Source organism: Stenotrophomonas sp. GD03794 (genome assembly GCF_029842145.1).
Lineage (GTDB): Bacteria > Pseudomonadota > Gammaproteobacteria > Xanthomonadales > Xanthomonadaceae > Stenotrophomonas > Stenotrophomonas riyadhensis.
This window is the reverse complement of sequence record NZ_JAOCFV010000007.1, coordinates 113,189-137,928: the sequence shown is the minus strand read 5'-3', so window position 1 is coordinate 137,928 and position 24,740 is coordinate 113,189. Positions and strand designations below refer to the sequence as shown.

At 64.3% G+C, this 24,740-nt stretch carries 23 protein-coding genes; 6 read left to right on the top strand and 17 right to left on the bottom strand.

Going from position 1 to position 24,740, the window contains the following annotated elements; all coding sequences use genetic code 11:
- The first annotated feature begins 91 nt into the window (after positions 1–91).
- Complete coding sequence (locus N5D91_RS06435; RefSeq protein WP_164162034.1) at positions 92–1,705, top strand: ATP-binding protein; 1,614 nt, start codon at positions 92–94, stop codon at positions 1,703–1,705.
- Between the two features lie 60 nt (positions 1,706–1,765).
- Positions 1,766–3,139, top strand: a complete 1,374-nt coding sequence (locus tag N5D91_RS06430; protein WP_110713353.1) for a sigma-54 dependent transcriptional regulator — start codon at positions 1,766–1,768, stop codon at positions 3,137–3,139.
- A 126-nt stretch (positions 3,140–3,265) separates the two neighbouring features.
- Here the strand turns inward: N5D91_RS06430 and pilB are convergent, their stop codons facing one another.
- The 3 genes from pilB to N5D91_RS06415 form a co-directional block, all read right to left on the bottom strand.
- Positions 3,266–4,996, bottom strand: coding sequence for a type IV-A pilus assembly ATPase PilB (gene pilB, locus N5D91_RS06425; protein WP_153855680.1), 1,731 nt, complete (start codon positions 4,994–4,996; stop codon positions 3,266–3,268).
- Positions 4,997–5,211: 215 nt separating this feature from the next.
- Positions 5,212–5,619 (bottom strand): pilin, encoded by a 408-nt coding sequence (locus tag N5D91_RS06420; protein ID WP_180854230.1) that lies wholly within the window; start codon positions 5,617–5,619, stop codon positions 5,212–5,214.
- A gap of 125 nt (positions 5,620–5,744) precedes the next feature.
- The gene (locus N5D91_RS06415; RefSeq protein ID WP_153855678.1) at positions 5,745–6,194 is read right to left on the bottom strand and encodes a pilin; all 450 of its coding nucleotides are present in this window, start codon (positions 6,192–6,194) and stop codon (positions 5,745–5,747) included.
- A gap of 354 nt (positions 6,195–6,548) precedes the next feature.
- Between N5D91_RS06415 and N5D91_RS06410 the strand changes: the two genes are divergently transcribed.
- The 3 genes from N5D91_RS06410 to coaE are packed head-to-tail and all read left to right on the top strand — an operon-like array spanning position 6,549 to position 9,303.
- Positions 6,549–7,808 (top strand): type II secretion system F family protein, encoded by a 1,260-nt coding sequence (locus tag N5D91_RS06410; RefSeq protein WP_180854231.1) that lies wholly within the window; start codon positions 6,549–6,551, stop codon positions 7,806–7,808.
- An 8-nt stretch (positions 7,809–7,816) separates the two neighbouring features.
- The gene (locus tag N5D91_RS06405; RefSeq protein ID WP_010481503.1) at positions 7,817–8,680 is read left to right on the top strand and encodes an A24 family peptidase; all 864 of its coding nucleotides are present in this window, start codon (positions 7,817–7,819) and stop codon (positions 8,678–8,680) included.
- 11 nt (positions 8,681–8,691) lie between these two features.
- Positions 8,692–9,303 carry a dephospho-CoA kinase gene (gene coaE / locus N5D91_RS06400; protein ID WP_110713359.1) on the top strand — a complete coding sequence of 204 codons (612 nt, stop codon included), beginning with the start codon at positions 8,692–8,694 and terminating at the stop codon, positions 9,301–9,303.
- Positions 9,304–9,432: 129 nt separating this feature from the next.
- Here coaE and N5D91_RS06395 read toward each other — a convergent pair whose 3' ends face one another.
- From N5D91_RS06395 to rimK, 13 genes are all read right to left on the bottom strand, one after another.
- A complete protein-coding gene (locus tag N5D91_RS06395; protein ID WP_153855675.1) occupies positions 9,433–9,819 on the bottom strand; it encodes a hypothetical protein in 387 nt (128 codons plus the stop codon).
- A gap of 424 nt (positions 9,820–10,243) precedes the next feature.
- Entirely contained in the window at positions 10,244–12,316 is a 2,073-nt protein-coding gene (locus N5D91_RS06390) for a DUF2235 domain-containing protein (RefSeq protein ID WP_180854232.1), read from the bottom strand.
- Positions 12,317–12,411: 95 nt separating this feature from the next.
- Positions 12,412–13,029, bottom strand: coding sequence for a DUF3304 domain-containing protein (locus N5D91_RS06385; protein ID WP_110713364.1), 618 nt, complete (start codon positions 13,027–13,029; stop codon positions 12,412–12,414).
- The gene (locus N5D91_RS06380) at positions 13,030–13,989 is read right to left on the bottom strand and encodes a DUF2235 domain-containing protein (RefSeq protein ID WP_343203045.1); all 960 of its coding nucleotides are present in this window, start codon (positions 13,987–13,989) and stop codon (positions 13,030–13,032) included.
- A gap of 176 nt (positions 13,990–14,165) precedes the next feature.
- Positions 14,166–14,792, bottom strand: coding sequence for a DUF3304 domain-containing protein (locus N5D91_RS06375; protein WP_180854234.1), 627 nt, complete (start codon positions 14,790–14,792; stop codon positions 14,166–14,168).
- Positions 14,793–14,954, bottom strand: coding sequence for a hypothetical protein (locus N5D91_RS06370; RefSeq protein ID WP_180854235.1), 162 nt, complete (start codon positions 14,952–14,954; stop codon positions 14,793–14,795).
- A gap of 10 nt (positions 14,955–14,964) precedes the next feature.
- Positions 14,965–15,780: a DUF4123 domain-containing protein gene (locus N5D91_RS06365; protein WP_180854236.1), complete on the bottom strand. Its 816-nt coding sequence runs from the start codon at positions 15,778–15,780 to the stop codon at positions 14,965–14,967.
- The gene (gene tssI / locus N5D91_RS06360; protein ID WP_180854237.1) at positions 15,773–18,382 is read right to left on the bottom strand and encodes a type VI secretion system Vgr family protein; all 2,610 of its coding nucleotides are present in this window, start codon (positions 18,380–18,382) and stop codon (positions 15,773–15,775) included. The genes N5D91_RS06365 and tssI overlap by 8 nt, the downstream gene beginning before the upstream one ends.
- Positions 18,383–18,604: 222 nt before the next feature.
- The gene (locus tag N5D91_RS06355) at positions 18,605–19,021 is read right to left on the bottom strand and encodes a hypothetical protein (protein WP_180854238.1); all 417 of its coding nucleotides are present in this window, start codon (positions 19,019–19,021) and stop codon (positions 18,605–18,607) included.
- 270 nt (positions 19,022–19,291) lie between these two features.
- Entirely contained in the window at positions 19,292–20,662 is a 1,371-nt protein-coding gene (locus N5D91_RS06350; protein WP_110713374.1) for a HAMP domain-containing sensor histidine kinase, read from the bottom strand.
- On the bottom strand, positions 20,625–21,302 hold the full coding sequence (locus N5D91_RS06345; protein WP_005410804.1) for a response regulator transcription factor: 678 nt from the start codon (positions 21,300–21,302) through the stop codon (positions 20,625–20,627). The genes N5D91_RS06350 and N5D91_RS06345 overlap by 38 nt, the downstream gene beginning before the upstream one ends.
- Before the next feature lie 12 nt (positions 21,303–21,314).
- Positions 21,315–21,800, bottom strand: a complete 486-nt coding sequence (locus N5D91_RS06340) for a hypothetical protein (protein WP_110713376.1) — start codon at positions 21,798–21,800, stop codon at positions 21,315–21,317.
- A 285-nt stretch (positions 21,801–22,085) separates the two neighbouring features.
- Positions 22,086–22,964, bottom strand: a complete 879-nt coding sequence (gene rimK, locus N5D91_RS06335; RefSeq protein WP_110713377.1) for a 30S ribosomal protein S6--L-glutamate ligase — start codon at positions 22,962–22,964, stop codon at positions 22,086–22,088.
- Positions 22,965–23,093: 129 nt separating this feature from the next.
- Between rimK and N5D91_RS06330 the strand changes: the two genes are divergently transcribed.
- Positions 23,094–23,531 (top strand): thioesterase family protein, encoded by a 438-nt coding sequence (locus N5D91_RS06330; RefSeq protein ID WP_164162023.1) that lies wholly within the window; start codon positions 23,094–23,096, stop codon positions 23,529–23,531.
- Here the strand turns inward: N5D91_RS06330 and N5D91_RS06325 are convergent, their stop codons facing one another.
- Positions 23,532–24,686, bottom strand: coding sequence for a hypothetical protein (locus N5D91_RS06325; RefSeq protein WP_180854239.1), 1,155 nt, complete (start codon positions 24,684–24,686; stop codon positions 23,532–23,534). It abuts the gene before it with no gap.
- Between the last annotated feature and the right edge of the window lie 54 nt (positions 24,687–24,740).

Sequence of the window (24,740 nt, the reverse complement as noted above, 5' to 3'; positions counted from 1 at the left end):
CTTCGAAGCGACATGCCCGCCCGGCTTCAGGGGACGCCGGGCAGGCCTGTCGCAGATTCCAGACCCAGGCAGCCAGAAGGGGAGTTCCGGCGTGTCACCCAGTGCTTCATTGATCGACCGCATCGAATCGATCCCGCGGCGTGAGCTGTACTTCTTCGCGCTGTACCGAGTGCTGATCGCCTCGGTCATCGCCGCCCTGCTCTACAGCCCCTTGTCGGCCATGGTCGGCGAAGCCCATCACCCACGGCTGGCCGATGTGGTTGCGGTCATCTATCTGGCGTTGTCGCTGCTGGCCCTGGTGATCGGCCGCAACGAACGCTGGCTGCGCCCGATCGTGGTCACCGGGGTGATGGTGGACATCGTCGCCGCCACCCTGCTGTCACACGCGCTGCCCGGTGCCAGTGCCGGCATCTCGATGTCGCTGCTGTTCAACATCGCCGCTGCCGCCACCCTGCTGCCGCTCAGCCTGGGCCTGGGCCTGGCGTTGGCCGCCAGCCTCGCCACGGGTGTCGAGTACACCTGGAAGCTGCTGGAAGGCGGCGACCCCACCCGTACCCTGGCCGAACTGGCCATGTTCGCCACCAGCTACCTGGCACTGGCCTTCATCAGCTACCAGGTGGGCAGCCGCGCCCGTCGCAACCAGCAGCTGGCCAACCAGCGCGGCGACGAAGTGGCCAACCTGTTCCAGATCAACGAACTGATCATCCGGCGCATGCGTACCGGCGTGCTGGTGGTGGACGCCGACAACCGCATCACCCTGGCCAACGAAGCCGCGTCGATGCTGCTCGGCGACAACGACGGCATCGGTGAGACGGGACGCCTGGACCTGGCCAGCGCCGCGCCGGAACTGGCGCGCCGCCTGCAGCGCTGGCGCAACGGCTGGGCCCAGGACGAACTGCCGCTGCAGCTCAACCCCGACCAACCGGAAGTGCAACCGCGCTTCGCCCGCCTGCTGGCCGGCAGCGAGCTCTCGCTGGTGTTCCTGGACGATTCCAGCGTGGTCTCACGCCGCGCCGAATCGCTCACCCTGTCGGCGATGGGCCGCTTCTCGGCCAGCCTCGCCCACGAGATCCGCAACCCGCTGGCGGCGATCAACTACGCCGTGCAGCTGCTCGAGGAAGGCACCGGTTTCAACGAGAGCGACCGCCGCCTGCTGCAGATCATCCGCCAGCAGTGCCAGCGCACCAACGGCATCGTCGAGAGCGTGCTGGGCCTGGCCCGTCGCGAACGCGCCACGCCCGAGAACGTGGACCTGGTCGCCTTCGTGCGCCGCTTCGTGCTGGAGTACAAGCAGGGCCAGACGCTGGAGACCGACAGCATCGAACCGATCATCAGCGAGATCTCGGTGATGGCCCAGGTCGACACGAAACACCTCTACCAGGTGCTGACCGTACTGGTGCACAACGCCCTGAAATACGGCCGCATCGGCCAGCAGCCGGCCCGCGTGCGCCTGCGCGTGGCGCAGCACGAACGCAGCGCAGTGATTGACGTGATGGATCGCGGCCCCGGTATTCCCGAGACCGTGGCGGCGCAGTTGTTCCGCCCGTTCTTCACCACCTCGGAGCACGGTACCGGCCTGGGCCTGTACATCGCCCGCGAGCTGTGCCGGGCCAACCAGGCCCGCCTCGACTACATCCCGGTGCCCGCCGGTGGCTCCTGCTTCCGCCTGGTGCTGCCCGGCCCGCACACGCTGCTGCCCACCTGATTCCGATTCTGTGCGTCAAACATTTGTCGCTTCCAGCCCCCTCGTTTATCTTTCACGCCCATGAACGAAACCCGCAGCGCCCTCGTCGTCGACGATGAACGCGACATCCGCGAACTGCTGGTACTGACCCTCGGCCGCATGGGGCTGCGCATCAGTACCGCCGCCAACCTGGCCGAAGCGCGCGAGCTGCTGGCCAGCAATCCGTACGACCTGTGCATCACCGACATGCGGCTGCCGGATGGCAACGGTATCGAGCTGGTCAGCGAGATCGCCCAGCACTACCCGCGCACGCCGGTGGCGATGATCACCGCGTTCGGCAGCATGGACCTGGCGGTGGAGGCGCTGAAAGCCGGCGCCTTCGACTTCGTCAGCAAGCCGGTGGACATCTCGGTGCTGCGCGGCCTGGTCAAGCACGCACTGGAACTCAACAACGCCGAACGCCCCGCGCCCGGCCCTGCTGCCGAACAAGGCGCACGCCTGCTGGGTGCTTCGCCGGCCATGGACGTGCTGCGCACCACCATCGGCAAGGTCGCGCGCAGCCAGGCACCGGTCTACATCCTCGGCGAATCGGGCGTGGGCAAGGAACTGGTGGCACGCACCATCCACGCCCAGGGCGCACGTGCGGCCGGCCCGTTCGTGCCGGTCAACTGCGGTGCCATTCCCGGCGAGCTGATGGAGAGCGAATTCTTCGGCCACCGCAAGGGCAGCTTCAGCGGTGCGCATGCCGACAAGCCCGGCCTGTTCCAGGCTGCGCACGGCGGCACCCTGTTCCTGGACGAAGTGGCCGAGCTGCCGCTGCAGATGCAGGTGAAGCTGCTGCGCGCGATCCAGGAGAAGTCGGTGCGTGCGGTCGGTGCGGCGAATGAGGAGCCGGTGGACGTGCGCATCCTCTCGGCCACCCACAAGGATCTGGCCGAGCTGGTCGAGGACGGGCGCTTCCGCCACGACCTGTACTACCGCATCAACGTGATTGAACTGAAGGTGCCACCGCTGCGCGAGCGCCGCCAGGACCTGCCGGAACTGGCCGCCGCGGTACTGGCACGCCTGGCCCGCAGCCACGGCCGCGCCACCCCGCTGCTGGCACCCTCGGCACTGGAGGCGCTGGCGCAGTACGCCTTCCCCGGCAACGTGCGCGAACTGGAGAACATCCTGGAGCGTGCGCTGGCCCTGGCCGAGGAAGACTGCATCGGCGCCGACGACCTGCGCCTGCCGCAGCACGCCCCGCGCGCGCCCGGCAGCGCAGCGCACGCCGAAGCGGTGGTGGACCTGCAGCCTGGCAGCGCCGCCCTGCCCTCGTACATCGAGCAGCTGGAACGCAGCGCCATCCAGCGCGCGCTGGAAGAGAACCGCTGGAACAAGACCCGCACCGCCGCGCAGCTGGGAATTACCTTCCGTGCGCTGCGCTACAAGCTGAAGAAGCTGGGGATGGAGTAAGGGCCGGGTCGGATCCCTTTCCAAAGGAAAGGGCTCTGACCCGACGCGGCCCCACCAACGTGGTAGTGCCGGCCGCTGGCCGGCAACCTCATGCATCGCGTCATCCACGCATGGCGTGGATCTACCTCAATCCTTGGTAACGCGATTGATCTCGGCCAGGCTGGTGATGCCCGCCGCCGCCTTCTTCAGCGCGGATTGGCGCAGATCATTCACCCCGATCTGCTGCGCTGCCTCGGCAATCTGCAGCGCATTACCGCCAGCCAGCACGATGGTGGCGATCTCATCGGTCATCGGCATCACCTGGTAAAGGCCGGTACGGCCCTTGTAGCCTTCGGTGCACTCGTCGCAGCCCACCGCCTCGTACAACTGCACGCCTGCATCCAACTGCGCCTGGGTGAAGCCCTCGGCCAGCAACGCGTGCGCGGGAAGATCGGAAGGCTTCTTGCAGTTGCCGCACAGCCGGCGCGCCAGGCGCTGGGCGATCACCAGCGTCACCGAGCTGGTGATGTTGTAGGGCGCAATACCCATGTTCATCAGTCGCGCGATGGTCTGCGGCGCATCGTTGGTATGCAGGGTGGACAGCACCATGTGGCCGGTCTGCGCCGCCTTGATCGCAATCTCGGCCGTCTCCAGGTCGCGGATTTCGCCGACCATGATGATGTCCGGATCCTGTCGCAGGAACGAGCGCAGCGCCGCCGCGAAGGTCATGCCACGCTTGTTGTTCTGCTGCACCTGGTTGACGCCGGGCAGGCGGATTTCCACCGGGTCTTCGGCGGTGGAGATGTTGCGCGTCTCATCGTTGAGGATGCCCAGCGCGGTATACAGCGACACCGTCTTGCCCGAACCGGTCGGGCCAGTCACCAGCACCATGCCGTAGGGCTTGTGGATGGCTTCCAGGAACAGCTTCTGCTGGTCCGGCTCGTAGCCCAGCTTGTCGATGCCCAGCTTGGCCGCGCTGCCATCGAGGATACGCAGCACCACCTTCTCGCCGAACAGGGTCGGCAGCGTGCTGACGCGGAAGTCGATCTGCTTGGACTTGGACAGGTTCAGCTTGATGCGACCGTCCTGCGGCACGCGCTTCTCGGCGATATCCAGCTGCGCCATCACCTTCAGGCGCGCGGCAATGCGCTGGTTCAATTTCACCGGCGCGCGCGCCACCATCTTCAGCAGGCCGTCGATGCGCAGGCGCACCCGGTAATCGTCTTCGTAGGGTTCGAAGTGAATGTCCGAAGCGCCCTTGCGGATCGCATCCACCAGCACCTTGTTGACGAACTTCACCACCGGGGTGTCGTCACCCTTGGCGTCGATGCCGGAGTCGCCACCGGCCCCCAGGTCCTCGTCGCCAGCCGCGACTTCCAGGTTTCCCATGCCCTCGTCGTCGCCGCCCAGGGCGTCGCCGAGGGTGTCATGGCTGGCGTGCCACTGCTCCAGCGTCCGGCGGATCTGGTCCTCATCGACGATGATCGGCTCCACCACCAGGTTGGTGTGGAACTTGATCTCATCCAGCGAGTGGGTCGGGTTGCTGGTGCCGACGAACAGCTTGCCGCCGCGCTTGAACAGCGGCAGCACATTGTGTTTCCGCAGCAGCTCCTCGCTGACCAGGCTCATGGCGTTCTGGCTGGCGTCGAACGTGGACACGTCGAACAGCGGCATGCCGAACTCGACCGCGTTGGCGGCTGCCAGCTGGGCTGCCCCAACCACCTTGTTCTGCGCGAACCAGGTCGGCAGCGGCTGCCGGGCGGCGGCAGCCTTGGCCATGGCATCGCGGGCGGAAGCCTCGTCCAGCGCACCATCCTGGACCAGGCGACGGGCCAGGCCGGTGATGCCGACGAGATTGGCGGTGGTTACGGCGTTCATAGGGATCCTTGCTCGTGGTCTGACAGTGCTACGCACCTTCCAAGGGCGCAGCACAGGGCAGCAGAGCCCGTCGATGCCTGATGATCGACGACGATGCCAGTCCTTCAGCAATGCGGCCTATCGAAGATCATCTTCTCCAACAGGCACGGCCCCTACTCCCGCGAACATGATAGCGCTGCCAGATCAGTGGGAGTGTGACTGAGCCAACAACTGACTCAGCCTCGGCATTCGGCAGGAACACGCTGTTGCTCACCGGCCCTGATCGAGCAACTCCAACTGATTGCGGAATCGCCTCCCAACGTTGGAGTCAACAGTAGCTCGATCGCACCCGCCCGTTCGGTCGTGGTGACCTTGAGCACTCCATTTCCCTCGCACTCAATCGCCTCGACATTGGTCGTCTTTCCACCGATACCCGCCATGTTGTCACAGGCCGAAGAAGTCAGCTTGGCTTGCGCCGCAACGTTCTCGGCAACCAGCGACTTGTATGACCCGACCCCGACCAAGGCCTCGGCGACACGGGCACGGATGGTGTAGTCCTGATACGCAGGAATCGCCAATGCAGTCAGAATCGAGATGATGGCAACCACCACCATCAGCTCAATCAATGTAAACCCCTTGTTCATTCCTCTCCCCCTTGAGGATGCCCGCTTGCTTTCCCCATGCAAGCAGAAAAAAAAAGGGCCCCTCACCAGCGGCAAAGGACCCTCTTCCACTGTGCGAGCAATTCAGCTCACACAGTAGTCATTCGTCACGAACCCTTACGGCATTCCGACGGAACGTACTTGTTGTTGGCAGCGTTGGCGACTTCGCACTTCCAGGTGATCACGTCACCCGGAACACTGCCCGCAGCGAGGGCAGCACCACCGCTCATCGGGGTCAGGGTGAAGCTCACAGCCTTGGCGTTGTCCTGCATGCCAACAGTGATGACGCCGGTTTCCTTGGTGACCGCGATCGTCTTCACATTCTTGGTGTCAGCCTTCGTGACGTCGAATGCATAGCCCTGGCCCAGGTCGGCAGCGCCGTTGCTGGCATTTTCGGCGACGATGGTCTTGGCGGCCGAAGCGAGGGTCAGGCCTTCCGAGACGCGGGCGCGCACGGTGTAGTCCTGGTAAGCCGGCAGCGCAATGGCGGCCAGGATGGCGATGATCGCGACAACGATCATCAGTTCGATAAGGGTGAAGCCCTTCTGGTTCTTCATTTGGTACATCCCCAAGATAAGTGGTGGTTGATGTCAGCGGACAGGATCGGTCCGACCATTGGCCGGTTGAGCGGGACCTGCCCCTGCGGGTGGATCAACGCAGGTTGCGTGCCAACCCCGGCACGCCTCCCCCTGGATTTCCCCGCGCCCATGATGGCAGCAATTTCGCGGATGGGAACCCCCCGCATGCGAATCTGCGATGGACGCGGCAATGTGACGCAGTACGTCACCTTTGGTCGCCCCCTGCCACGAATTCGCACACTGAGCCGCCCGCCAACTGCCCAGATGGCCCTGAACCCGCTACCATCAACAGCTAGTTGCCCGCCTGGGGATGGCGGGCCTTGGGGAGCCAACATGTCTGTCAGTCGCAGTGCGATCAAGAAAGAGCCGGTGGCGCGCGCCACCATGGACTTGCAGCCGTTTGTCTGGGAGGGGACCGACAAGCGGGGCGTGAAGATGAAGGGCGAGCAGCTGGCAAAGAACGCCAACCTGCTGCGCGCCGAGCTGCGCCGTCAGGGGATCAATCCCGGCCAGGTCAAGTCCAAGCCCAAGCCGCTGTTCGGTGCGGCGGGGAAGCCGATCAAGCCCAAGGACATTGCCTTCTTCAGCCGCCAGATGGCGACCATGATGAAGTCAGGCGTGCCGATTGTTTCAGCACTGGAGATCATCGGCAGCGGGCACAAGAACCCCCGCATGAAGAAGATGGTTGAGAGCGTCCGCGCGGATATCGAGGGCGGCTCTTCGCTGCATGAGGCCATCAGCAAGCATCCTGTGCAGTTCGACGAGCTCTACCGGAATCTGGTGCGTGCCGGCGAGGGCGCCGGTGTACTGGAAACCGTACTGGACACGGTCGCTACCTACAAAGAGAACATGGAAGCCCTCAAGGGCAAGATCAAAAAAGCCCTGTTCTATCCGGCGATGGTCGTCGTGGTGGCCTTTGTCGTATCTGCAATCCTGCTGATGTTCGTCGTCCCGCAGTTCGAGGAGGTCTTCCAGAGCTTCGGCGCGGAACTCCCCGCGTTCACTCAGATGATCGTGGCAGCATCCCGCCTCATGCTGTCCTGGTGGTGGCTGCTTCTGATCATCCTTGTAGGTGGCAGCGTCGGACTCCTGATGGCTTACAAGCGCTCACCCTCGATGCAGCACTCGTTTGATCGCCTGATCCTGAAGGTCCCGGTGATCGGCCAGCTGATGCACAACAGTTCGATCGCCCGTTTCGCCCGTACCACCGCCGTGACCTTCAAGGCCGGCGTACCGCTGGTGGAGGCGCTGGGCATCGTGGCCGGCGCCACTGGCAACAAGGTCTATGAGGAATCCGTGCTGCGCATGCGCGACGATGTCTCGGTCGGCTATCCGGTCAACATGGCCATGAAGCAGACCAACCTGTTCCCGCACATGGTCATCCAGATGACCGGCATCGGCGAGGAGGCCGGCGCCCTGGATGCCATGCTGTTCAAGGTAGCCGAGTATTATGAGCAGGAAGTCAACAATACTGTGGATGCTCTGAGCAGCCTGCTGGAACCGATGATCATGGTATTCATTGGCACCATCGTAGGCGGCATTGTCATCGGCATGTACCTGCCCATCTTCAAACTCGGCGCCGTCGTCGGCTAAAGGTATCAATGGCATTTCTCGACCAGCACCCCGGCCTCGGCTACCCCGCCGCGGCCGCCCTGGGACTGCTGCTGGGCAGTTTCCTGAACGTCGTCATCCTGCGGCTGCCCAAGCGGCTGGAGTGGCAGTGGAAGCGCGATGCGCGCGAGGTCCTGGAGGAACCGGACTTCTATGAACCACCCCCACCAGGGATCGTGGTTGAGCCGTCGCACTGCCCACACTGCAAGCACAAGCTGAGCTGGTACGAAAACATCCCGCTGTTCAGCTGGATCATCCAGGGCGGCAAGTGCCGCCACTGCAAGGCGCCGATCTCGCTGCAGTACCCGCTGGTGGAGGCCCTGACCTCGGTGCTGGTGCTGGCCTGCGTCTGGCAGTTCGGCTTCGGCTGGCAGGGCTTCGGCGCCATCGTGCTGACCTGCTTCCTGATCGCCCTGTCCGGCATCGACCTGCGCACCCAGCTGCTGCCCGACCAATTGACCCTGCCGCTGATGTGGCTGGGGCTGATAGGCAGCATCGACAACCTGTACATGCCGGCCAAGCCCGCCCTGGTGGGCGCGGCAGTGGGCTACCTGTCGCTATGGACGGTCTGGTGGCTGTTCAAGCAGCTGACCGGCAAGGAAGGCATGGGCCACGGCGACTTCAAGCTGCTGGCGGCACTCGGCGCCTGGTGCGGGCTGAAGGGCATCCTGCCGATCATCCTGCTGTCCTCGGTGCTGGGCGCCATCATCGGCTCGATCTGGCTGTACAGCCGGGGCCGTGACCGCGCCACGCCCATCCCGTTTGGGCCGTACCTGGCCGTTGCCGGCTGGCTGTACTTCATGTGGGGTGCGCCACTGGTGGAGCAGTATCTGGTGATGAGCGGGCTGCGCTGAGGGGAGTCCCCATGAGCCGCTATGTGGTTGGCCTGACCGGTGGCATCGCCTCGGGCAAGAGTGAGGTGACCCGGCGCTTCGAGGCGCTGGGCATCGTGGTGGCCGATGCCGACCTGGCTGCCCGCGCCGTAGTGGCCGCCGGCAGCCCGGCGCTGGCCCGCATTGCCGAGCGCTTCGGCGCCGACATGCTGCTGGCTGATGGCAGCCTGGACCGGGCCCGCCTGCGCGCCCACGTGTTCGCCGACCCGGCGGAGCGGACAGCATTGGAAGCCATCACCCACCCGGCCATCCGCCTGCTGATGCAACAGCAGTGCGAGCAGGCCACCAGCGCCTATGCGATTGCCGCCATTCCGCTGCTGACCGAGGTCGGTGGGCGAAAGGCTTACCCTTGGCTGGACCGGGTGCTGCTGGTGGATGCCCCCGAGGCCGTGCAGCATGCCCGGCTGATGCAACGCGACGGCATCGACGCCGCGCTGGCCGACCGGATGATTGCTGCGCAGGCCAGCCGGGCGCAGCGGCTGGCACTGGCGGATGACGTGGTGGTCAATGATGGGCAGCCGGAAGACCTGCAGGCGCAGGTGGAGCAGCTGCATGCGCGGTACCTGGGGTTGGCTGCGGGCTGAGGCCGGGTTGCCGGCCAGCGGCCGGCACTACCAAAGCGTATCCACGCGTGGCCGGGATCTGGGGATCTGCTGTAGAGCCGAGCCCATGCTCGGCTGCGATCACAGATGGCATTCCGCATATGTACGGACCTACCCCACCTGTTGACGCGCGTGGCGGACCAGCTCGCGGGCGCCCAGCAGCAGGCCATCGACCACATCCGGGCTGAGCTGCTGGTGGGCGCCGCCCTGTTCACGCGCGGCGGCGGCAGCGTGCAGTACCTGGACCAGCACGTCCAGACCCGCCAACGTACGACCGAGACCAGCCCGGGTTGCGGCCTGCGCCGGGCTGAGGCCCTCTGCTTCCAGCCGCTGGCCATCGGCACCGTCGCGGCCATCCATGCGGGCCAGCAGGGTGGGCAGCAGATCTTCGGGATCATCGAGCAGGGTTTCGAGCCGCTCGGCCGCTTCGGCGGGCAGCCGGTTGACGGCGTCGCCGATGAGAGCGGAAAGATGGGGAAACACGGGGCGTGCGGACATGAGGTTCCTCGCAGACGGCGAGCCACCCGCAAAGGCGAGGTGGCGGACGGTGCGGGTTGGCGTACCGGATCACAACAATCAACAAAAGACTCCGGCGGACACTTGCGAGTCCCCACACACCGCCCGCCAAAGCAAGGCATGCGGTGCATTCTCCACGACGGGCCAAGACCCTAGGAGCTTGTTGATTATTGTGTTGATTTCAGGACGCCAATCCCGGCCAGGGCACCCGCCCCGGCTCAGCCATCAGGCCACCCGAAGAAAGTCAGTTCTGTAGGGGAAATCCCAAGCGGCGCGCGGGCGCGCCGATTCGTGCGGCACAGCACGTCCATGCCGCGGCACGCATCACGCAGGTGTCGCTATGGGCCGCGATGCTGGACCGTCGCGGCGGCCAACCGCGCGCCGGTTACGACAATCCGCGCGATGGCTAAGCGGCAGCATCCTTTACGCCCTGCCCCCTGCGCGCCGACGCCTCCGCAATCGCCACACCGGGTGGATTGAGATAACAGGTGCGCCAGCGCAGATAGCCCCACTGCCAGTAATACTCGCGGCCAGTCAGCTGCAGTACTTCCTCATAGTTCTCCGGATGCTCGCGCCAGGCTGTCAGCTCCTCCAGTTCCTGTACCGACATCGCCAGCGGCACCCGTGGCTGGAACAGCTGCCCGGCCCGTTGCATGCGCTCCCGCTCCTGCCGGTGGGCCAGCTCGATCGCATCCAACTCCTGCATCCGCTGCCGGTAGGAATCGCGTTCCCGCTGCTGCACATGCAGCCACTCGTCATCGTCCAACCCGAACGGCTTGAACCAAGCCCGCGAGTCGTGCACATAGCCATCTAGAAACGTTGCCACAGCCTGCGGTGGTGCCTGCTGCGATTCCCAGATCTGCTCGATATGCCCATCCAGCCACTGCTGTTCCTTCTGGCCACGCAGCTTTGCCTGCACGAAATCAAACGCCGGAATGCTGTTGTACGGGGGCGGCGTAGCCATGCCGTGGTGCGAGGTGACAACGGTGCTGCGCACTCGCCGCGTAGCGTTGTTGTAGCGCATGCCCCATACCTCCTGGGCCAGCTCGGTGTTGCCACCACGCAGGTCCGCGCGGTCCTGCGCCGACGCACCCTGGAAACCCGGCAGCGCGGCGAAGTCGTCCAGATGCTGGCGCCGCCACAACAGATACTGGCGGTAGTGCGCATACATCAGCGCCGCCGTGCGATTGGCTCTGGATGCGGGATTCACAGCCGGCAGGAACGGCGCCATCGCCTGCAGATAGGCGTTGTAGTGCTGGCGCAGTTTCGGGGAAATCTCGAACTGGCTCTGCAATTCCACTCGTGCCTTCTCGATGGGCAACAGCGGCACGCCTGCCGCCAGCGCATGCCGATACATGTCGCACAGCGGAATCTGTGAAAGCTTGTCGGCGTCCTTCGGCGAACGCCCCTGCTCACCGGGCGTGTAGCCGCCGCCCACATCCGAATGCACCCCGGGGTAGATGATCTGCTCGCAGTTCGCGCCATCCACCAGATCCACCGGGAACGAGCCGCGTACTTCATGCGCGGCCACCATATGCACGCAGCGGCGCACATCGGCGGGAATGCGCAGGTCTTCGGCCGACGCCCAACCACCGTGGCCGTCGAACACCGACTCAAAGAAGCTCTGCGCGGCACCTACCGAAGCGACCGTATCGAACAAGCCCACGAAATCGATCTGCACGGGAATGCCACACAGGCGCAGCGGCCCCGGACCGGGGTCACAGGCGTCGCCGAGCCAGTTGCAGAACACGCGCGCCTCAGTCGCGCCACGCGAGAAGCCGAATACCGAGATGCGGATGCGGTCCACCCGGGGATTCTGTCTCTGGAATGGAGCCACCTTCTTTTCCAGAAAGGCGCGCCGTTCCTGCAACACCGCACGGCGCGCCGTGTGATCGGCACGCGCGAGATGGGTGCCACGCACCCGCTGCAACGCGCCGACCATATTCCAGAAGCCGCCGCTGAGCGAGTTGCGCAGGTCGAGCTCTTTCTCGCCCTGGTTGACAGCCAGATAGTTGGAAAGCGGCATTCGTGCTGCCTGCGCCAGACGCTCCACGTCCTGAAGGCTCAGGCGGAGATCGGCGCTCATTTTCCGCGCGACAGGGACGGCAGAGTCGAAGCCCATCGCCTTTGTCACCGTAGATTCTGCGAAATGAGTCAGAAGATGGTCCTGGACCTGCATCAGCATCCAGTTCACGCGTCCCTCGCCGCCCCAGCCGGCTGCCGCGCCAGCACGAGCGTGCCAGCCAGTGCCGGTGTCGCCAATCTCCTTTAGCGCCTCAGTGCCTACGCCCTGAATGTAGCTAGAAAACTGGCTGCGGCGAACTCCTGTGCCCGGCAAAATCCCTCGATCAAATACATCGAATAAACGTGAAACATTGGACTGAGTGAAGTCGCCGCGCCTTAACGAGTCCAAACGGTGGTTACGCGTGCCGTCGAAGAAGCAGCCGATAAAGATATCAATGCCACATGGTGAAATCATGCCAACCGATGATCCAGCACATCGAGCCTTCTCACGCACACTAAGACCTATTGAATCCTCGCCCAACGGCGCCGAAGAACTTACTCTCATTATTGCTATTCCTCTCCATCCGACTCAATGAGAAATCGAGAAATCCTTTCAGGATCACGCTCAAGCTCCGCGTGATCAATGTCGTAGGCAAACTTTGGATAGCCTGGAAAATAGGGTGTTGCAACCACCCTAACTTGATCGTTCGGGAAGTACATGAAATAGATGAAGCCATCAAGAAAAGGTCGATACCGTGCCACAGGAACATCCCGCTCAACATAGCTACGGGGATCCTTGATAAACATGCTGCTAGTGCGGTAGGCCACCGTCACCTTCAGTCCAGGATGCCAGAGACGAGGCAGAGTCACGCAGCAGGTTGCAGCATTCCCACTCGCTCGTGGCTCCATTCCACCCGCCCAAGCGTTGTTGATGTAAACCGTCCCCAACCCGTCATCCGAGTAGTTTGACACGCCAATTGTCAATGACATCTCCGGTGGAGCATCAGTAATGTCATGACCAGTGTCGGGCTCAATAATGCGTTGCTTCGGAGGACCGGGCGGTGGTGGGCCAATTCTGAAATTCATGAATTTGAGCACCAGGCCAGCAAAGGCACATAACGCCAGCCCGATCAGAGCAATCCTGACAAACACCTTCTTCACCACCGCCATTCGCTCAACGCCCTTCATTCAAACGCCCCCTTGGCTACGGCTGTGGTAGATGATCTGCCCGCAGTTCCCGCCATCCACCAGGTCCACCGGGAACGAGTCACGCACATCATGTGCGGCGACCATATGGACACAGCGGCGCACATCGGCGGGGTTGCGCAGGTCTTCGGCTTCCGCGCAGCCGCCGTGACCATCGAATACCAACTCAAAGAAGCTGTGCGCAGCACCGACCGACGCCACCGTATCGAACAGCCCCATGAAATCGATCTGCACGGGAATGCCACACAGCCGCAGCGGCCCGGGACCAGGGTCACAGGCATCGCCGAGCCAGTTGCAGAATACGCGCGCCTCAGTGGCGCCGCGCGAGAACCCGAACACCGATACACGGATGCGATCCACCCGGGGATTCTGCACTTGGAACGGGGCTACCTTCTTCGCCAGAAAGGCACGACGCTCCTGTAACACCGCGCGGCGAGAAGTATGATCGGCGACTGCCAGATGAGTTCCGCGCACCCGTTGCAACGCGCCGACCATGTTCCAGAAGCCACCACTGAGCGAGTTGCGAAGATCGATTTCCTCCTGCCCTTGGTTGACCGCCAGGTAGTTGGACAGCGACATCCGCGCCGCCTGCGCCAGGCGCTCTACGTCCTGCAGCTGCAAGCGGAGATCGGCACTCATCTTGCGCGCGACAGGGACTGTGGAATCGAAGCCCATTGCTTTGGTGACAGTGGTACCCGCGAAATGATCGAGGAGGTGATCCTGAACCTGCATCAGCATCCAATTCACCCGCCCCTCGCCGCCCCAGCCGGCCGCCGCACCAGCACGTGCATGCCAGCCGGTGCCGGTGTCGCCAATTTCTTTCAGAGCCTCTGTGCCGACGCCTTGGATGTAGCTCGCAAAATTGGTTGGCCGACGGCCAACTCCTTTGGCTCGTTCTAGATCATAGACGTCGAAGAGTCGAGACACGTTGCTCTCGCTCATGTCCTTACGCTTCTTCGATGCCAGCCTGTGATTACGAGTTCCATCGAAGAAGCAGCCGATTGACACGTCTACTCCGCAAGCCGTTTCAGCCCCCATACGGAAAGCGGAATATCTTCCTAGTTCAGTCAAACTGAGTTGCGTCGAAGGATCTGACACCGAAGGAGCCACGTTTACTTTCATTCCGCCACCCCGTCCCTTGCCGTCACCTCAAGAAATCCATTGATCCTTTCTGGATCACGCTCACTGTCGGCAAAATCAAGATCGTAAGCAAACTTAGGAAATCCCGGAAAATATGGCGTTGCTATTACTCCTACCTCATCACCACGGAAATACATAAAGAAGATAAAGCCATCCAAGAAGGGCTTGTAGCGCGGCACAGCGATCTCCTTCTCAACATAGCTATGCGGATCCTTAAGGAACATGCTACTCGTACGGTAAGCAACCGTTACCTTCAGTCCCGGATGCCAAATGCGGGGGAGTGTCACGCAGCATGTACGCCCATTGCTGCTGGTACGGGGCTCCATTCCCCCTCCCCATGCTTCATTGATGACGACTATGCCCAGCCCTTCGTCAGAATAGTTAGCAATACCGATCGTGAGATGCATTTCTGGCGGCGCATCGGTAATGTCGTGACCAGAGGTATAGTCAATAATCCGCGGCTTCGGAAGACCGGGCGGAGGTGGGCCAATCCTGAAGCCCATAAGCTTCAGCACCAGACCAGCCAAGGCAAACAGCGTTAGCCCGACCAGAGCAGCTCTGACAAGCACCTTCTTTACAGCAGCTATTCGCTCAAGGTTGCTCATTCAAATGCACCTTCGGCTACGGCACATGCCGTTGTAGATGATCTGCTCACAGTTCGCGCCGTCCACCAGATCCACCGGGAACGAGCCGCGTACTTCATGTGCGGCCACCATGTGCACGCAGCGGCGCACATCGGCGGAAATACGCAGGTCTTCGGCTGCCACCCGGCTCCCTTCATGGCATCTCATCATCGCCATGGCGGCCGCTCCAGCTAGCAACGGCCTTGATCGTCATCCGATGCGCCAGCGCAGGATGATCGATGCCTCGGCGTGCCAGACGTCCCAGCACGTTCTCCGCGCAGCGATGCACCTGCGAGGGCAGCATGTCCTCCGGCCGCAGCACGGGCCGCTGCAGAATGAAGCGCGTGATGGCATCGGCCTGGCTTCCGCTCCGTAATGCGGTTTCCTGAGCCGCAGTGAACGTCAGTGGTCTTGCGTCGGCATCGAACTGCGTCCCGCCCTTGCCGGTCACGCACATCCAATCTCCGATGCGGGTAGGCAGGTGCCAGTCGTGCAGACCAGCCAGCACGCGTATCCGCTGTGCTTCGTCCAACGCATCCAGCAGGCGGGAGGCGGTGCGCCCATCGGCCCAGCGCAACAGCCACGGCTGGCCGGTGCTGGAACAGCCCTCCCAGATCCGCCGTAGATGCTCGGCCAATGCGTTCGGGTTGGCGGTGCTGCGCAGCACCGACAGCATCGGCGCGCCGCGGCTCAGGTCCAGCAGCGCCTGCCAGGACCGTTCGCGTGCTCCGGCTTCGTCCGGCAGGGCAACCAGACACGGCGACAATCGGTCCAATCCATTGCCGGCATAGCGATGCGCGAACAGCGGCTCCATTTCTGCGGTCAGCGCGCGCAGCTGCGTCCAGGCGTCCGGCGCGAATCCCATGTCCAGCAGCGCACAGGCGGGCCGCGCGTCCGCGCGCAGATCGCCGGGGCTCTGCCACGGCAACCGGGAATGCCGCCACGGATCGATCCACGGGGCGTCAGCCATTCTTCGCAGACCAGGGCAGACCGGCCTGCATGGCTTTCTGCAGGCACTCCACGCAGACCGTCTGCGCGAACTGCGGCAGCGGAAACAGCTCCTGCACTGGGCCGGTGAAGTGCCGTTCGCCGGTCTTGAAGGTCAGCGTGCCCGGGCAGGTCACGTGCAGGTTGCCGTCCTTCAAGGTAATTGCCGCGCCGCCTCCCGTCGCAATGTGCAGGGTGCCTCCCGCAGCCAGCTGCACCTCCTCCTGGCGACTGGCCGCCACCAGCCCAGCGCGCGCCTGCAGGTGCACAGCGTCTGCCTGCGCCTGCACGTCGAGCGGCTGTTCGCCAGCCACCATACTCAACCCGGCACTATCAGGATTGCGTGTCGCACCAGCCAGCACGCCGATGGCCTGGCGGCACTGCCAACGCACGTGACCGCCTACGATCGCGCCCGAACTGGCGCCGCTGGCCAGCAGCGTGCTGTGCCCTGCCGCCAGCAGGATCGCCTGCCCGGCCACCTGGCAGATGCCTGCTGGTGCCGACAGTCCCAGCACCGCAGACCCGGTTGCTGGGATGTCTTCGTCAGTACCCTGCAGCCGCTGCGATGCCGCCACGCTGTCGGCCAGGGTCTGCAGCACGCTCGCGCCATCGCCCTCGATGGCGGGGCCACGCAGCCGCACTGTGCGCTGCTGCCGTGCAGCCTCGTCAAAGGTCTGCGCCAGCACGACGGTCTGCCGCAGCAGGGCCACCGGCGCAGCGCGCAGGCCGGCCGGGGCGGACGCGGCACGCTGCGTGCTGTCCAGCCAGAGGCCTGCCGTTGCACGCACGGCGCCCCACGCATCGCTGCGCAGTTCGAACCCACTTCCGCGCAGGCTGCCGCGGAAGTTGTGCTGCCGGTAACGCAGATGTCCCATGCTGAGTGCGCTGTGGCACTGCGTTGTGGCGAGTCGCACCTGCAGCTGGTCGTCGCTGTCATCAAACGCCAGACTGTTGCCGCCATCGCCGTCCCAACTCTGCGAGCTGATGCCCCACACGGCGCCTGCATTGCGCTGGGCCGGTTCGCCCGCGCCTACGGCATGCCAGCACGGGGCGTTGCCACCGGCAAGATTGTTCTGGGCGCTGCTGCCAGCATCGCTGGACTGCGCGAGCGCTTCAGCGCGCGCCTCGCCACGGCCGTTGTAGAGCGCGCCAATCACGATGGGGCGGCAGAGGTCGCCGTTGATGAAATCCACCACCACCTCCTGGCCGACGCGGGGCAGGAACTGACTGCCCACGCCGGGGCCGGCGAAGGTCTGGGCGACCCGCAGCCAGCCGCTGTCAGCCCTGCTGTCGGTGGCAAAGCCGAACCGCACGCGGATGCGCCCGTTGCTGTCCATGTACAGCGGTGCACCGTCATCACCGCCGAGCACGGTGGCCAGTTGTGGCCCGGGGGCCATCGACCGCTCTGCCCTGCCCTCCGGCGAACGTCGCCATCGACGGTCGAACGGCATGGCCTCGAAACGGTTGGCATAGCCCAGCTTCAGCGCGCGGTCTGCGGGCACGATGTCGGGCAAAGCGTGCAGCGGCAGGTGCTGCTGCAGTTCGACAACGGCAGGCAGTTGATTGACCGCCGCGTGTTGCACCGCCGTAAGCAGCAACGCAGGCACCGCCCGCTGCCCGGGTTCTGGCAGCACCTCGAACGCGTAGCCGGGCTGGAAGTCCGGTTCGGTCCCCTCACCGGTCCAGCGCCGCTGCTCACACAGCGCCGCTTCGGTGTCGCGCATCACCTCGGCCAAGGCGTCGTGCGAGGTCTCCCACGCCGCGTGGCGGGCCGGCGAATAGTCCTCCAAGGGGCCACGGGCCACTGTGCGAACAGGCAGGCTGGCCGAAACCACCCGCAACGGATCGTCCAGGTCTGTCACGCGGGTCATGTGGGTCGGTACTACCCGCCAGGCTTCATGCAACAGTGCGATGCCCCCGCCATCCAGCACGCGCTGGCTCTGGTGAAGGCGCCGCGGTGGCGACAGCAGCGAGCATCGCGTGCTGTCGCCGAAGATCATCAGCGTGTGCCCGCCCGGTGCCTCGGGCAGCGTGCGGATGCACCAGCCCAGGCCTTCATCGGCCATCAACTGCTGCAGGAATGCCATGTCCGATTGGCGATACTGCACGCGGTAGCCCCGGCACCGACGCTCAAGCGCATGGGCACTTCCGAGGTGCCAGGACCAATGCGCCAGGGGCGCATGCACCGAGAGTACCGTGCGGATGATGCTGGCCACATCCTCATCCTGGAAGACGCGGCTGTGGCGACTGTCATGCAGCCAAGCGGTCCAGTCGGCCAGGTGAACGCGGTACCGCACCAGACGGCCTGCGTAACCCAGGCGCTCGACGCTGCGGATCAGCCCGGCGCGGACAACCTCGGCGCCGTCCGGCTGGCGTGTGGTGATGCTTGCCGGTCGGGTCAGCCAGTCATCCAGGCTGTGCCCGCATGCCTCGCCCAGCAGATCAACCTGGCAGCGCAGGCCTTCGGACAACGACTCGCTGCCGTGCCAGCGCTCCACGATCAACCGCAGGGCGGTAGGACCGCAGAATCGATGGACGCGCGACGACGCCTCGTAGGCGGCAACAAACGATGATGGGTGATCCATGGCAGTTCCTCGACGAACACGGCACGCGAGGGCGCGCTTGTCTGTAGTCCAAGCCTTGGCGGATCAATGCGGAGGACGCAATCTGAAAAGTGTCTGAAAAGCGTCGAGGATCAATTTCTGCCCGGCACGACAGGCCTCAACGGCATCAACGTCAGGGCGTGCAGGCAATGCCTGGCAGCCAGGGAGGCGGAATGCGACAAAGGATGCGCCGACCCACGACGACTACTGCAGCGTTGCTCCGCCCCGGATCTTCTCAGCCCGCAACTGCTGTTGCGCGTGGCAGGTCAGCTCGCGTGCAGCCAGCAGCAGGCCTTCCATCGCATCCGAAGGTACGACCTGCAACGGACCTCCGCGGGTGCGTGCGATATGCACGGCGTACATCATCCGGGTCAGGATGGTGATACCTGCGACGGTGTGCCTGATGCCGGCCAGCGTGCCGGCCTCCGACGTTTTCAACCCGGCGCGTTGTGCAGCCTCCCCGGTGATGCGGTCGACGTCCATCTGGACCTTCAGGAGCGGCATCAGGCCATCGGGCCGGGACAGCGCGTCCTCGACACGCTGGGCGATATCGGCGGACAGCTGGCTGATCGATTCGCCGACCAGTTGATACAGGTTCGGGTAACGGGTGCGGTGTGACATGGCGAGCCTCCTGGCGGACGGCGGGTGATTCCGGCGCAGGCATCTGGCCATCTGCGCGTCAGTCTGTCAGGAGGCAAATGCGGCAATGGCAGCGGGGATCGCCGGAACCGTGAGCCGCGACACGCCCCCACAACCACGCGGCTCCCAGCCCGAACTGGCAGGAAGAGGCACTTCCGTGCTCCTTGCGACATTGAATCCACCCGAAGCCTCGCGGATGCAGTGCCGACCAAGGTCGGCGCCTACCGAAGCGGGTGTGTCGGCCGTCCGCGCTTACAACGGCTTCGGCGAGAACGTCAGGGTGGCGATCACGCCACGCTCGCCACCGGGGCGCACGCTCACCTGCCAGCCGTACAGATCGCATAGGCGGCTGACGATCGACAGGCCGATGCCACCGCCCTGCGAATGGCCGGCGTGGGTGCCGCGATAACCACGCTGGAACAGCTTGGCAGCGTCTTCCTCGCTCAGGCCCGGGCCACTGTCGGTCACCGATACCGAATTGGTGCCGACGAACACGCGCACTTCGCCATCCTGCGAGTACTTCACCGCGTTGCCGATCAGGTTGCCCAGCGCCACCGACAACGCCGCCTCGGGCGCGTCGATCACCAGGTTGCGCTCACCTTCCAGCGCCAGCTCCAGTGGCTTGCCACCCAGCTGGGCGCGATGCGCGTCCAGCAACTGTTCGGCCACGCGAGCGACGTTGCTGGTGCCCTGCCCACGCTCGTTGCGCGACAGCAGCAGCAGGGCGCCGATCAGATCGCTGCACTGCTGTTCGGCGCGCTGGATGCGCTGCAGACGCTGCAGCACCTTCTCATCCAGGCCGGGCCGGGTCAGCAGCAGCTCGGTGGCGCCACGGATCACCGCCAGCGGCGTGCGCAGCTCGTGGCTGACGTCTGCATTGAATTCGCGGTCGCGCTGCACCACTTCGGTCAACCGCGAGGAATAGTCGTCCAGTGCCTGGGCCAGCTGCCCCACTTCGTCATCGGGGAAGCGTGGCGCCAGCGGTTCGGGGTCACTGGTGCCGCCGCGGTAGGCGCGCAGCCGTGCGGCAAGATCCGACACGGGTTTCATCACCTTCGATGCCGACCACCAGCCCAGCACCAGCGACAGCAGGCTGAACACCAGTACCGACAGCACCAGCGCGCGGTTGAGCTGCTGCCCACCCCGCACGCTGTCGGTCATGTCATAGGCCAGGAACGCCCAGGCGTCGGGCGTCTTGCGCACGGCCAGCTTGTAGGCGTACGGCTGACCACGTTCGTCGGTACCGGAAATGTTGTGGTTGCCATCAGGCAACGCTGCCCAATCCGGCTCTTCCTCGCGCAATGCCTCGAACTTGTCGGGTTTCACCAGGCGCGCGCGCATCTGCTGCACGGGCAGGTCGGGGTTTCGATCCGGGCTCTCGTAGAACCGACGCACGTACTCGTTGATGTTGCGGTTCATCACGTCTTCCACCAACTGGTTTTCCACGCGCATGCGGGCCCAGTTGGTGGCGAACGCGAACAGTGTTGTCAGGCAGAAGCCCAACAACACGAACGAGACGATGATGCGGCTGCGCAGGCGCCGCCGATAGGGCGTGCGCCGGCGCTCCCCCTTGGTTGCCACGGAATCAGGCTTCCGGGGTGGCGATGCGGTATCCGATGCCATGGCGGGTCTGGATCAGCGGCACTTCAAACGGCTTGTCGACCACCGCACGCAGACCATGGATGTGCACGCGCAGCGAGTCCGAGTCGGGCAGTTCCTCACCCCACACGCGGGTTTCCAGTTCCTGGCGGGTCACCACGGCCGGCGCCGCTTCCATCAGCGCCTGCAGGATCTTCAGCGCGGTCGGGTTGAGCTGCAGCAGCTTGCCCTGGCGACGCACTTCCAGCGTGTCCAGGTTGTATTCCAGGTCGCCGGTTTCCAGCACGCGGGTCTGCACGCCCTTGCCGCGACGCGACAGGGCATTCAGGCGCACTTCCACTTCCTGCAGCGCGAACGGCTTGATCAGGTAGTCGTCGGCGCCGGAATCGAAACCGGCCAGCTTGTTGTCCAGCGAATCGCGGGCGGTCAGCATCAGCACCGGGGTCTGCTTGCGCGCTTCGTTGCGCAGCTTGCGGCACACTTCGATGCCATCCATGCCGGGCAGATTGAGATCCAGCACGATCGCGTCGAACTCGTGCACCACAGCCAGGTGCAGGCCGGTAACCCCATCAGCTGCGAAGTCCACGGTGTGTCCCCGGTCCTCCAGGTAGTCGCCGAGGTTGGCCGCAATGTCGCTGTTGTCTTCGATTACCAGGATTCTCACTGTCACCTCTAATTAAAAATCAGTTGTATCCATACGTGTACCGAGACGTTGGACCCGCTGCAGCTCGTTGCCGCCTTCTTCTCTCTTGCGATTCCGTTCCGCCACGGTCATGCAACTCGTCTGCTGGCGATTGGAACCCACAGTTCGTTCGCGCCTGCATATTAGACGACTATCTTCACGCGCCTGTGTCAAAACGGTGTTCACGATCTGCTGGTCATTGAACACTTGAGTTCGTGCCGATTCAGGCATGGCCGATGCGTCCGGGAAGCGTTCCGAAGCGGATCGCAGGCGGCCCAGCACCTCGCGCACGCGGCTGCGATCATCGGGTTTGAGCTCCGAATAGGTCTTGCCATCATTTAGATCGGTTTCGATCCGTTCGACTTCGGCCAGCAGGGGCTGGCCCGGTCGGATCACCTCAGTCTTGTCCTTCGCCGCCAATGCAATGGGAGGAAGAACCGCGCAGGAAAGCAGGCAAGTCATGAGCAGTGCGCGTTTCATGGCAAACGTATCCTTGTCCGAAGGTGAATGCAGACTGTATTGACGTCCCTTCACATGAGCAAGTGCCACTCGGGAGTGGTGAGCAGGAGGGGCTCCAGACACAAGCGAAGCTGGATCGCCATAAAAAAGACCCAGGCGGTGCCCCCGCCTGGGTCTGAAGTTGTATCCCGATACCGATCCTGCTGAGAGGCAGAGCTGCGGTTCGCTGAAGGCTACGCCGGGGCCGATTAAAGGCATGTTAAACCCGGCCTCATTCACTCATGAGAATTTCAAGCCACTGAATAATCAGGGCTTTTTGAGCTTCTCAACATGCTCGATGATGCGTGTGGCCACATCCACCCCGCATGCGGCTTCGATCCCCTCCAGCCCCGGCGTGGAGTTGACCTCCAGCACCAGCGGCCCACGCGCGGAGCGGATCAGGTCCACCCCGCATACCGACAGGCCCAGCGCTTTCGCCGAGCGCACCGCTACCTGCTGCTCGGCACGGCTGGCCTTGGCTGCCACCGCGGTGCCACCGGCATGCAGATTGGAGCGGAAGTCGCCTTCCGGGGCCTGCCGTTGCATCGAGGCCACCACCTGGTCGCCAACCACGAAGCAGCGCAGGTCGGCGCCCTTGGCCTCGCCGATGAACTCCTGCATCAGGAAGTTGGCATACAGCCCGCGCAGGGCCTCGACGATGCCGCGCGAGGCACTGGCCTTCTCGGTGAGGATCACGCCCCGCCCCTGGGTGCCCTCGTTGAGCTTCACCACATGCGGCGGCGGGCCGAGCATGGACAACAGATCGACAGTGTCGTCGGGGTTGTCGCCGAACACGGTGACCGGCATGTCGATGCCCTTGGCCGCCAGCAACTGGTGCGCACGCAGCTTGTCGCGCGAACGCAGGATCGCGTCGGACGGATTGGGCGTGCGCGCGCCCATCAGCTCGAACTGGCGCAGCACGGCGGTGCCATAACGGGTGATGGAGGCACCGATACGCGGGATGACCATGTCCACCCCGGTCATCGGCCTGCCCTTGTAATGCATCGAGAAACCATCGGCGGCGATGCGCATGTAGCAGCGCAGCGGGTCGAGGATGCGCACGGTGTGGCCGCGCGCGCGGGCCGCCTCGACCAGCCGGCGGGTGGAGTACAGGGAGCTGTTGCGGGACAGGAGGGCGAGCTTCATCGCGGCAGGATCGGGCGGCAGGCGCGCAGCATAGCGCGGGCGTGTGGCGGGTGGATGATGCTCTGCGGCGTGGCCTGGCCGGAAACGGACGGCACACTGCCAGGATCTGGACAGACCGGAAGGAAGCCCATGTCGATCACCGTGTTCCCACGCTTTTCCGAGGTGGACGTGCTTGGCCACGTCACCAACACCGCCCTGCCCGTCTGGTTCGAGGAGGGCCGCCAGGAGATCTTCCGGTACTTCAGCCGCGAGGCCGGCATGCGCGACCTGACGCTGATCCTGCGCCGCTACGAAATCGACTTCCTGCAGCAGATCCAGCCGGGACACGACGTGCGCATCGAGACCCGCATCGAGAGCATCGGCCGCTCTTCGCTGACGATCGTGCAGCAGGCGTTCCAGTTCGAGGCCCTGGTGGCCAGCGGACGCTGCGTAATGGTGCATTTCGACTACACGACCAACGCCTCGCGCGAAATCGATGCGGGGCAGCGCCGGGCGCTGTCGGGGCTGTTTACCGAGGAGTATGCGCAGTCGCTGCGGGAAACGCGCGAGCGCGCCACCGAGGCCTGATCAGGGCGAAGGGATGCGAAGGTTGAAGCGTCCATTGCGAGCACGCAGTGCCAACGGAGTGTCCCGCCACTCCACGGGAAGCGCCAGCGACGTGTGTACTGTCGGGCAACGCGTGATGTCATCAAACTCCCAGCGTTCCTCGTAGGCCTCGCATCGGAGCGTGCCGTCATCGCCGGCCTCGATCACATCGATCCAGGCCCCACTCCGGGCCTTGCCGCTGCCGCCCATCGCATAGCGGCCAATGGCTTGCCAACGCCCCTGCCAGTGGACGAGCCACACTCCCTCGATGGGACGCAGCTCCCCATCGAGCACGCTGCCCGCCACCACCAGGCATCGACCGGACGGGCTGGCAATGACCGTCTCCAGATCGCAGGCGTGACGGTCACTGGGCTCGCCATCAAGACAGAGCGCGTACGGGCAGATGCGCGCGAACAAGGTCGGATGCGCAGTCAGGCGCAGGTCGTCGGGAAGCAGCGGGATGGCCTGCAGCACCCGGGCATCAGGCAGGACATGCCGCAACGCCTTCGGCACTCCAGCGCTCAGCGCCGGGTGCGCCTGGTGCAGCCACAGACCGCGACAGGGATACAGCTGGCGCGTGCTGCTGGGCAGGCTGCGCAGCCACGACACGGCGCCAGCGTCTCCTTCGGATTGCCGCTGCGCATTCAGTTGCTGCCAGAACTGCCAGCCAGGCATCGCCAGCACATACACCACCTTGTGATGCTCGTCGTAGACGATGACGGCCTCGCACCGGTCAACATAGCAGGAGGCCCAGCGCAGTGCGCTTCCCGGAACGTCCTTCCATCCGCAACTGGCATCACGACCACCTGCAATGGCGATGTCTTCGACGATGGCACCATCACGCAGCATCTGGGTGCTGTAGACGGGCCCTCCCATGCCCAGCTCGCCCCATTCCAGCTGCACATCGTGGGCAGGCGGCCGGTTGGCAAAGCGCCCTGGTGTTCGCGAGCGCAACCGTTCACCGCCTACTGCATCGCCGATCAGATCGAAGCGCTGCAGCACGCCCCCCAACGCAAGACACGCAGCCAAGCCGGCGATCACTCCCAGAGGTGACCACCACGCCACACCGATGACAACCCAGACCAGAATGGGCAGCCATTGGGTGTAACGGCGAAGCGTGCTTGGATTCAAAGCCATGCAGATCAGGCAGAGTGTTCGTTGTGATCCATCACGTCGACCTCCAGAATGTGC

Excerpts from the sequence above, each read along its gene's own strand:
- N5D91_RS06430 (WP_110713353.1), top strand. The coding sequence starts at position 1,766 with ATGAACGAAACCCGCAGCGCCCTCGTCGTCGACGATGAACGCGACATC.
- N5D91_RS06350 (WP_110713374.1), bottom strand. The coding sequence starts at position 20,662 with ATGGCATCGGATACCGCATCGCCACCCCGGAAGCCTGATTCCGTGGCA.
- N5D91_RS06390 (WP_180854232.1), bottom strand. The coding sequence starts at position 12,316 with ATGATTTCACCATGTGGCATTGATATCTTTATCGGCTGCTTCTTCGAC.
- N5D91_RS06325 (WP_180854239.1), bottom strand. The coding sequence starts at position 24,686 with ATGGCTTTGAATCCAAGCACGCTTCGCCGTTACACCCAATGGCTGCCC.
- pilB (WP_153855680.1), bottom strand. The coding sequence starts at position 4,996 with ATGAACGCCGTAACCACCGCCAATCTCGTCGGCATCACCGGCCTGGCC.
- tssI (WP_180854237.1), bottom strand. The coding sequence starts at position 18,382 with ATGGATCACCCATCATCGTTTGTTGCCGCCTACGAGGCGTCGTCGCGC.
- N5D91_RS06365 (WP_180854236.1), bottom strand. The coding sequence starts at position 15,780 with ATGGCTGACGCCCCGTGGATCGATCCGTGGCGGCATTCCCGGTTGCCG.
- N5D91_RS06340 (WP_110713376.1), bottom strand. The coding sequence starts at position 21,800 with ATGAAACGCGCACTGCTCATGACTTGCCTGCTTTCCTGCGCGGTTCTT.
- N5D91_RS06380 (WP_343203045.1), bottom strand. The coding sequence starts at position 13,989 with ATGAGCGAGAGCAACGTGTCTCGACTCTTCGACGTCTATGATCTAGAA.
- N5D91_RS06420 (WP_180854230.1), bottom strand. The coding sequence starts at position 5,619 with ATGAACAAGGGGTTTACATTGATTGAGCTGATGGTGGTGGTTGCCATC.
- rimK (WP_110713377.1), bottom strand. The coding sequence starts at position 22,964 with ATGAAGCTCGCCCTCCTGTCCCGCAACAGCTCCCTGTACTCCACCCGC.
- N5D91_RS06410 (WP_180854231.1), top strand. The coding sequence starts at position 6,549 with ATGTCTGTCAGTCGCAGTGCGATCAAGAAAGAGCCGGTGGCGCGCGCC.
- N5D91_RS06395 (WP_153855675.1), bottom strand. The coding sequence starts at position 9,819 with ATGTCCGCACGCCCCGTGTTTCCCCATCTTTCCGCTCTCATCGGCGAC.
- N5D91_RS06405 (WP_010481503.1), top strand. The coding sequence starts at position 7,817 with ATGGCATTTCTCGACCAGCACCCCGGCCTCGGCTACCCCGCCGCGGCC.
- coaE (WP_110713359.1), top strand. The coding sequence starts at position 8,692 with ATGAGCCGCTATGTGGTTGGCCTGACCGGTGGCATCGCCTCGGGCAAG.
- N5D91_RS06385 (WP_110713364.1), bottom strand. The coding sequence starts at position 13,029 with ATGAAGGGCGTTGAGCGAATGGCGGTGGTGAAGAAGGTGTTTGTCAGG.
- N5D91_RS06355 (WP_180854238.1), bottom strand. The coding sequence starts at position 19,021 with ATGTCACACCGCACCCGTTACCCGAACCTGTATCAACTGGTCGGCGAA.
- N5D91_RS06375 (WP_180854234.1), bottom strand. The coding sequence starts at position 14,792 with ATGAGCAACCTTGAGCGAATAGCTGCTGTAAAGAAGGTGCTTGTCAGA.
- N5D91_RS06415 (WP_153855678.1), bottom strand. The coding sequence starts at position 6,194 with ATGAAGAACCAGAAGGGCTTCACCCTTATCGAACTGATGATCGTTGTC.
- N5D91_RS06330 (WP_164162023.1), top strand. The coding sequence starts at position 23,094 with ATGTCGATCACCGTGTTCCCACGCTTTTCCGAGGTGGACGTGCTTGGC.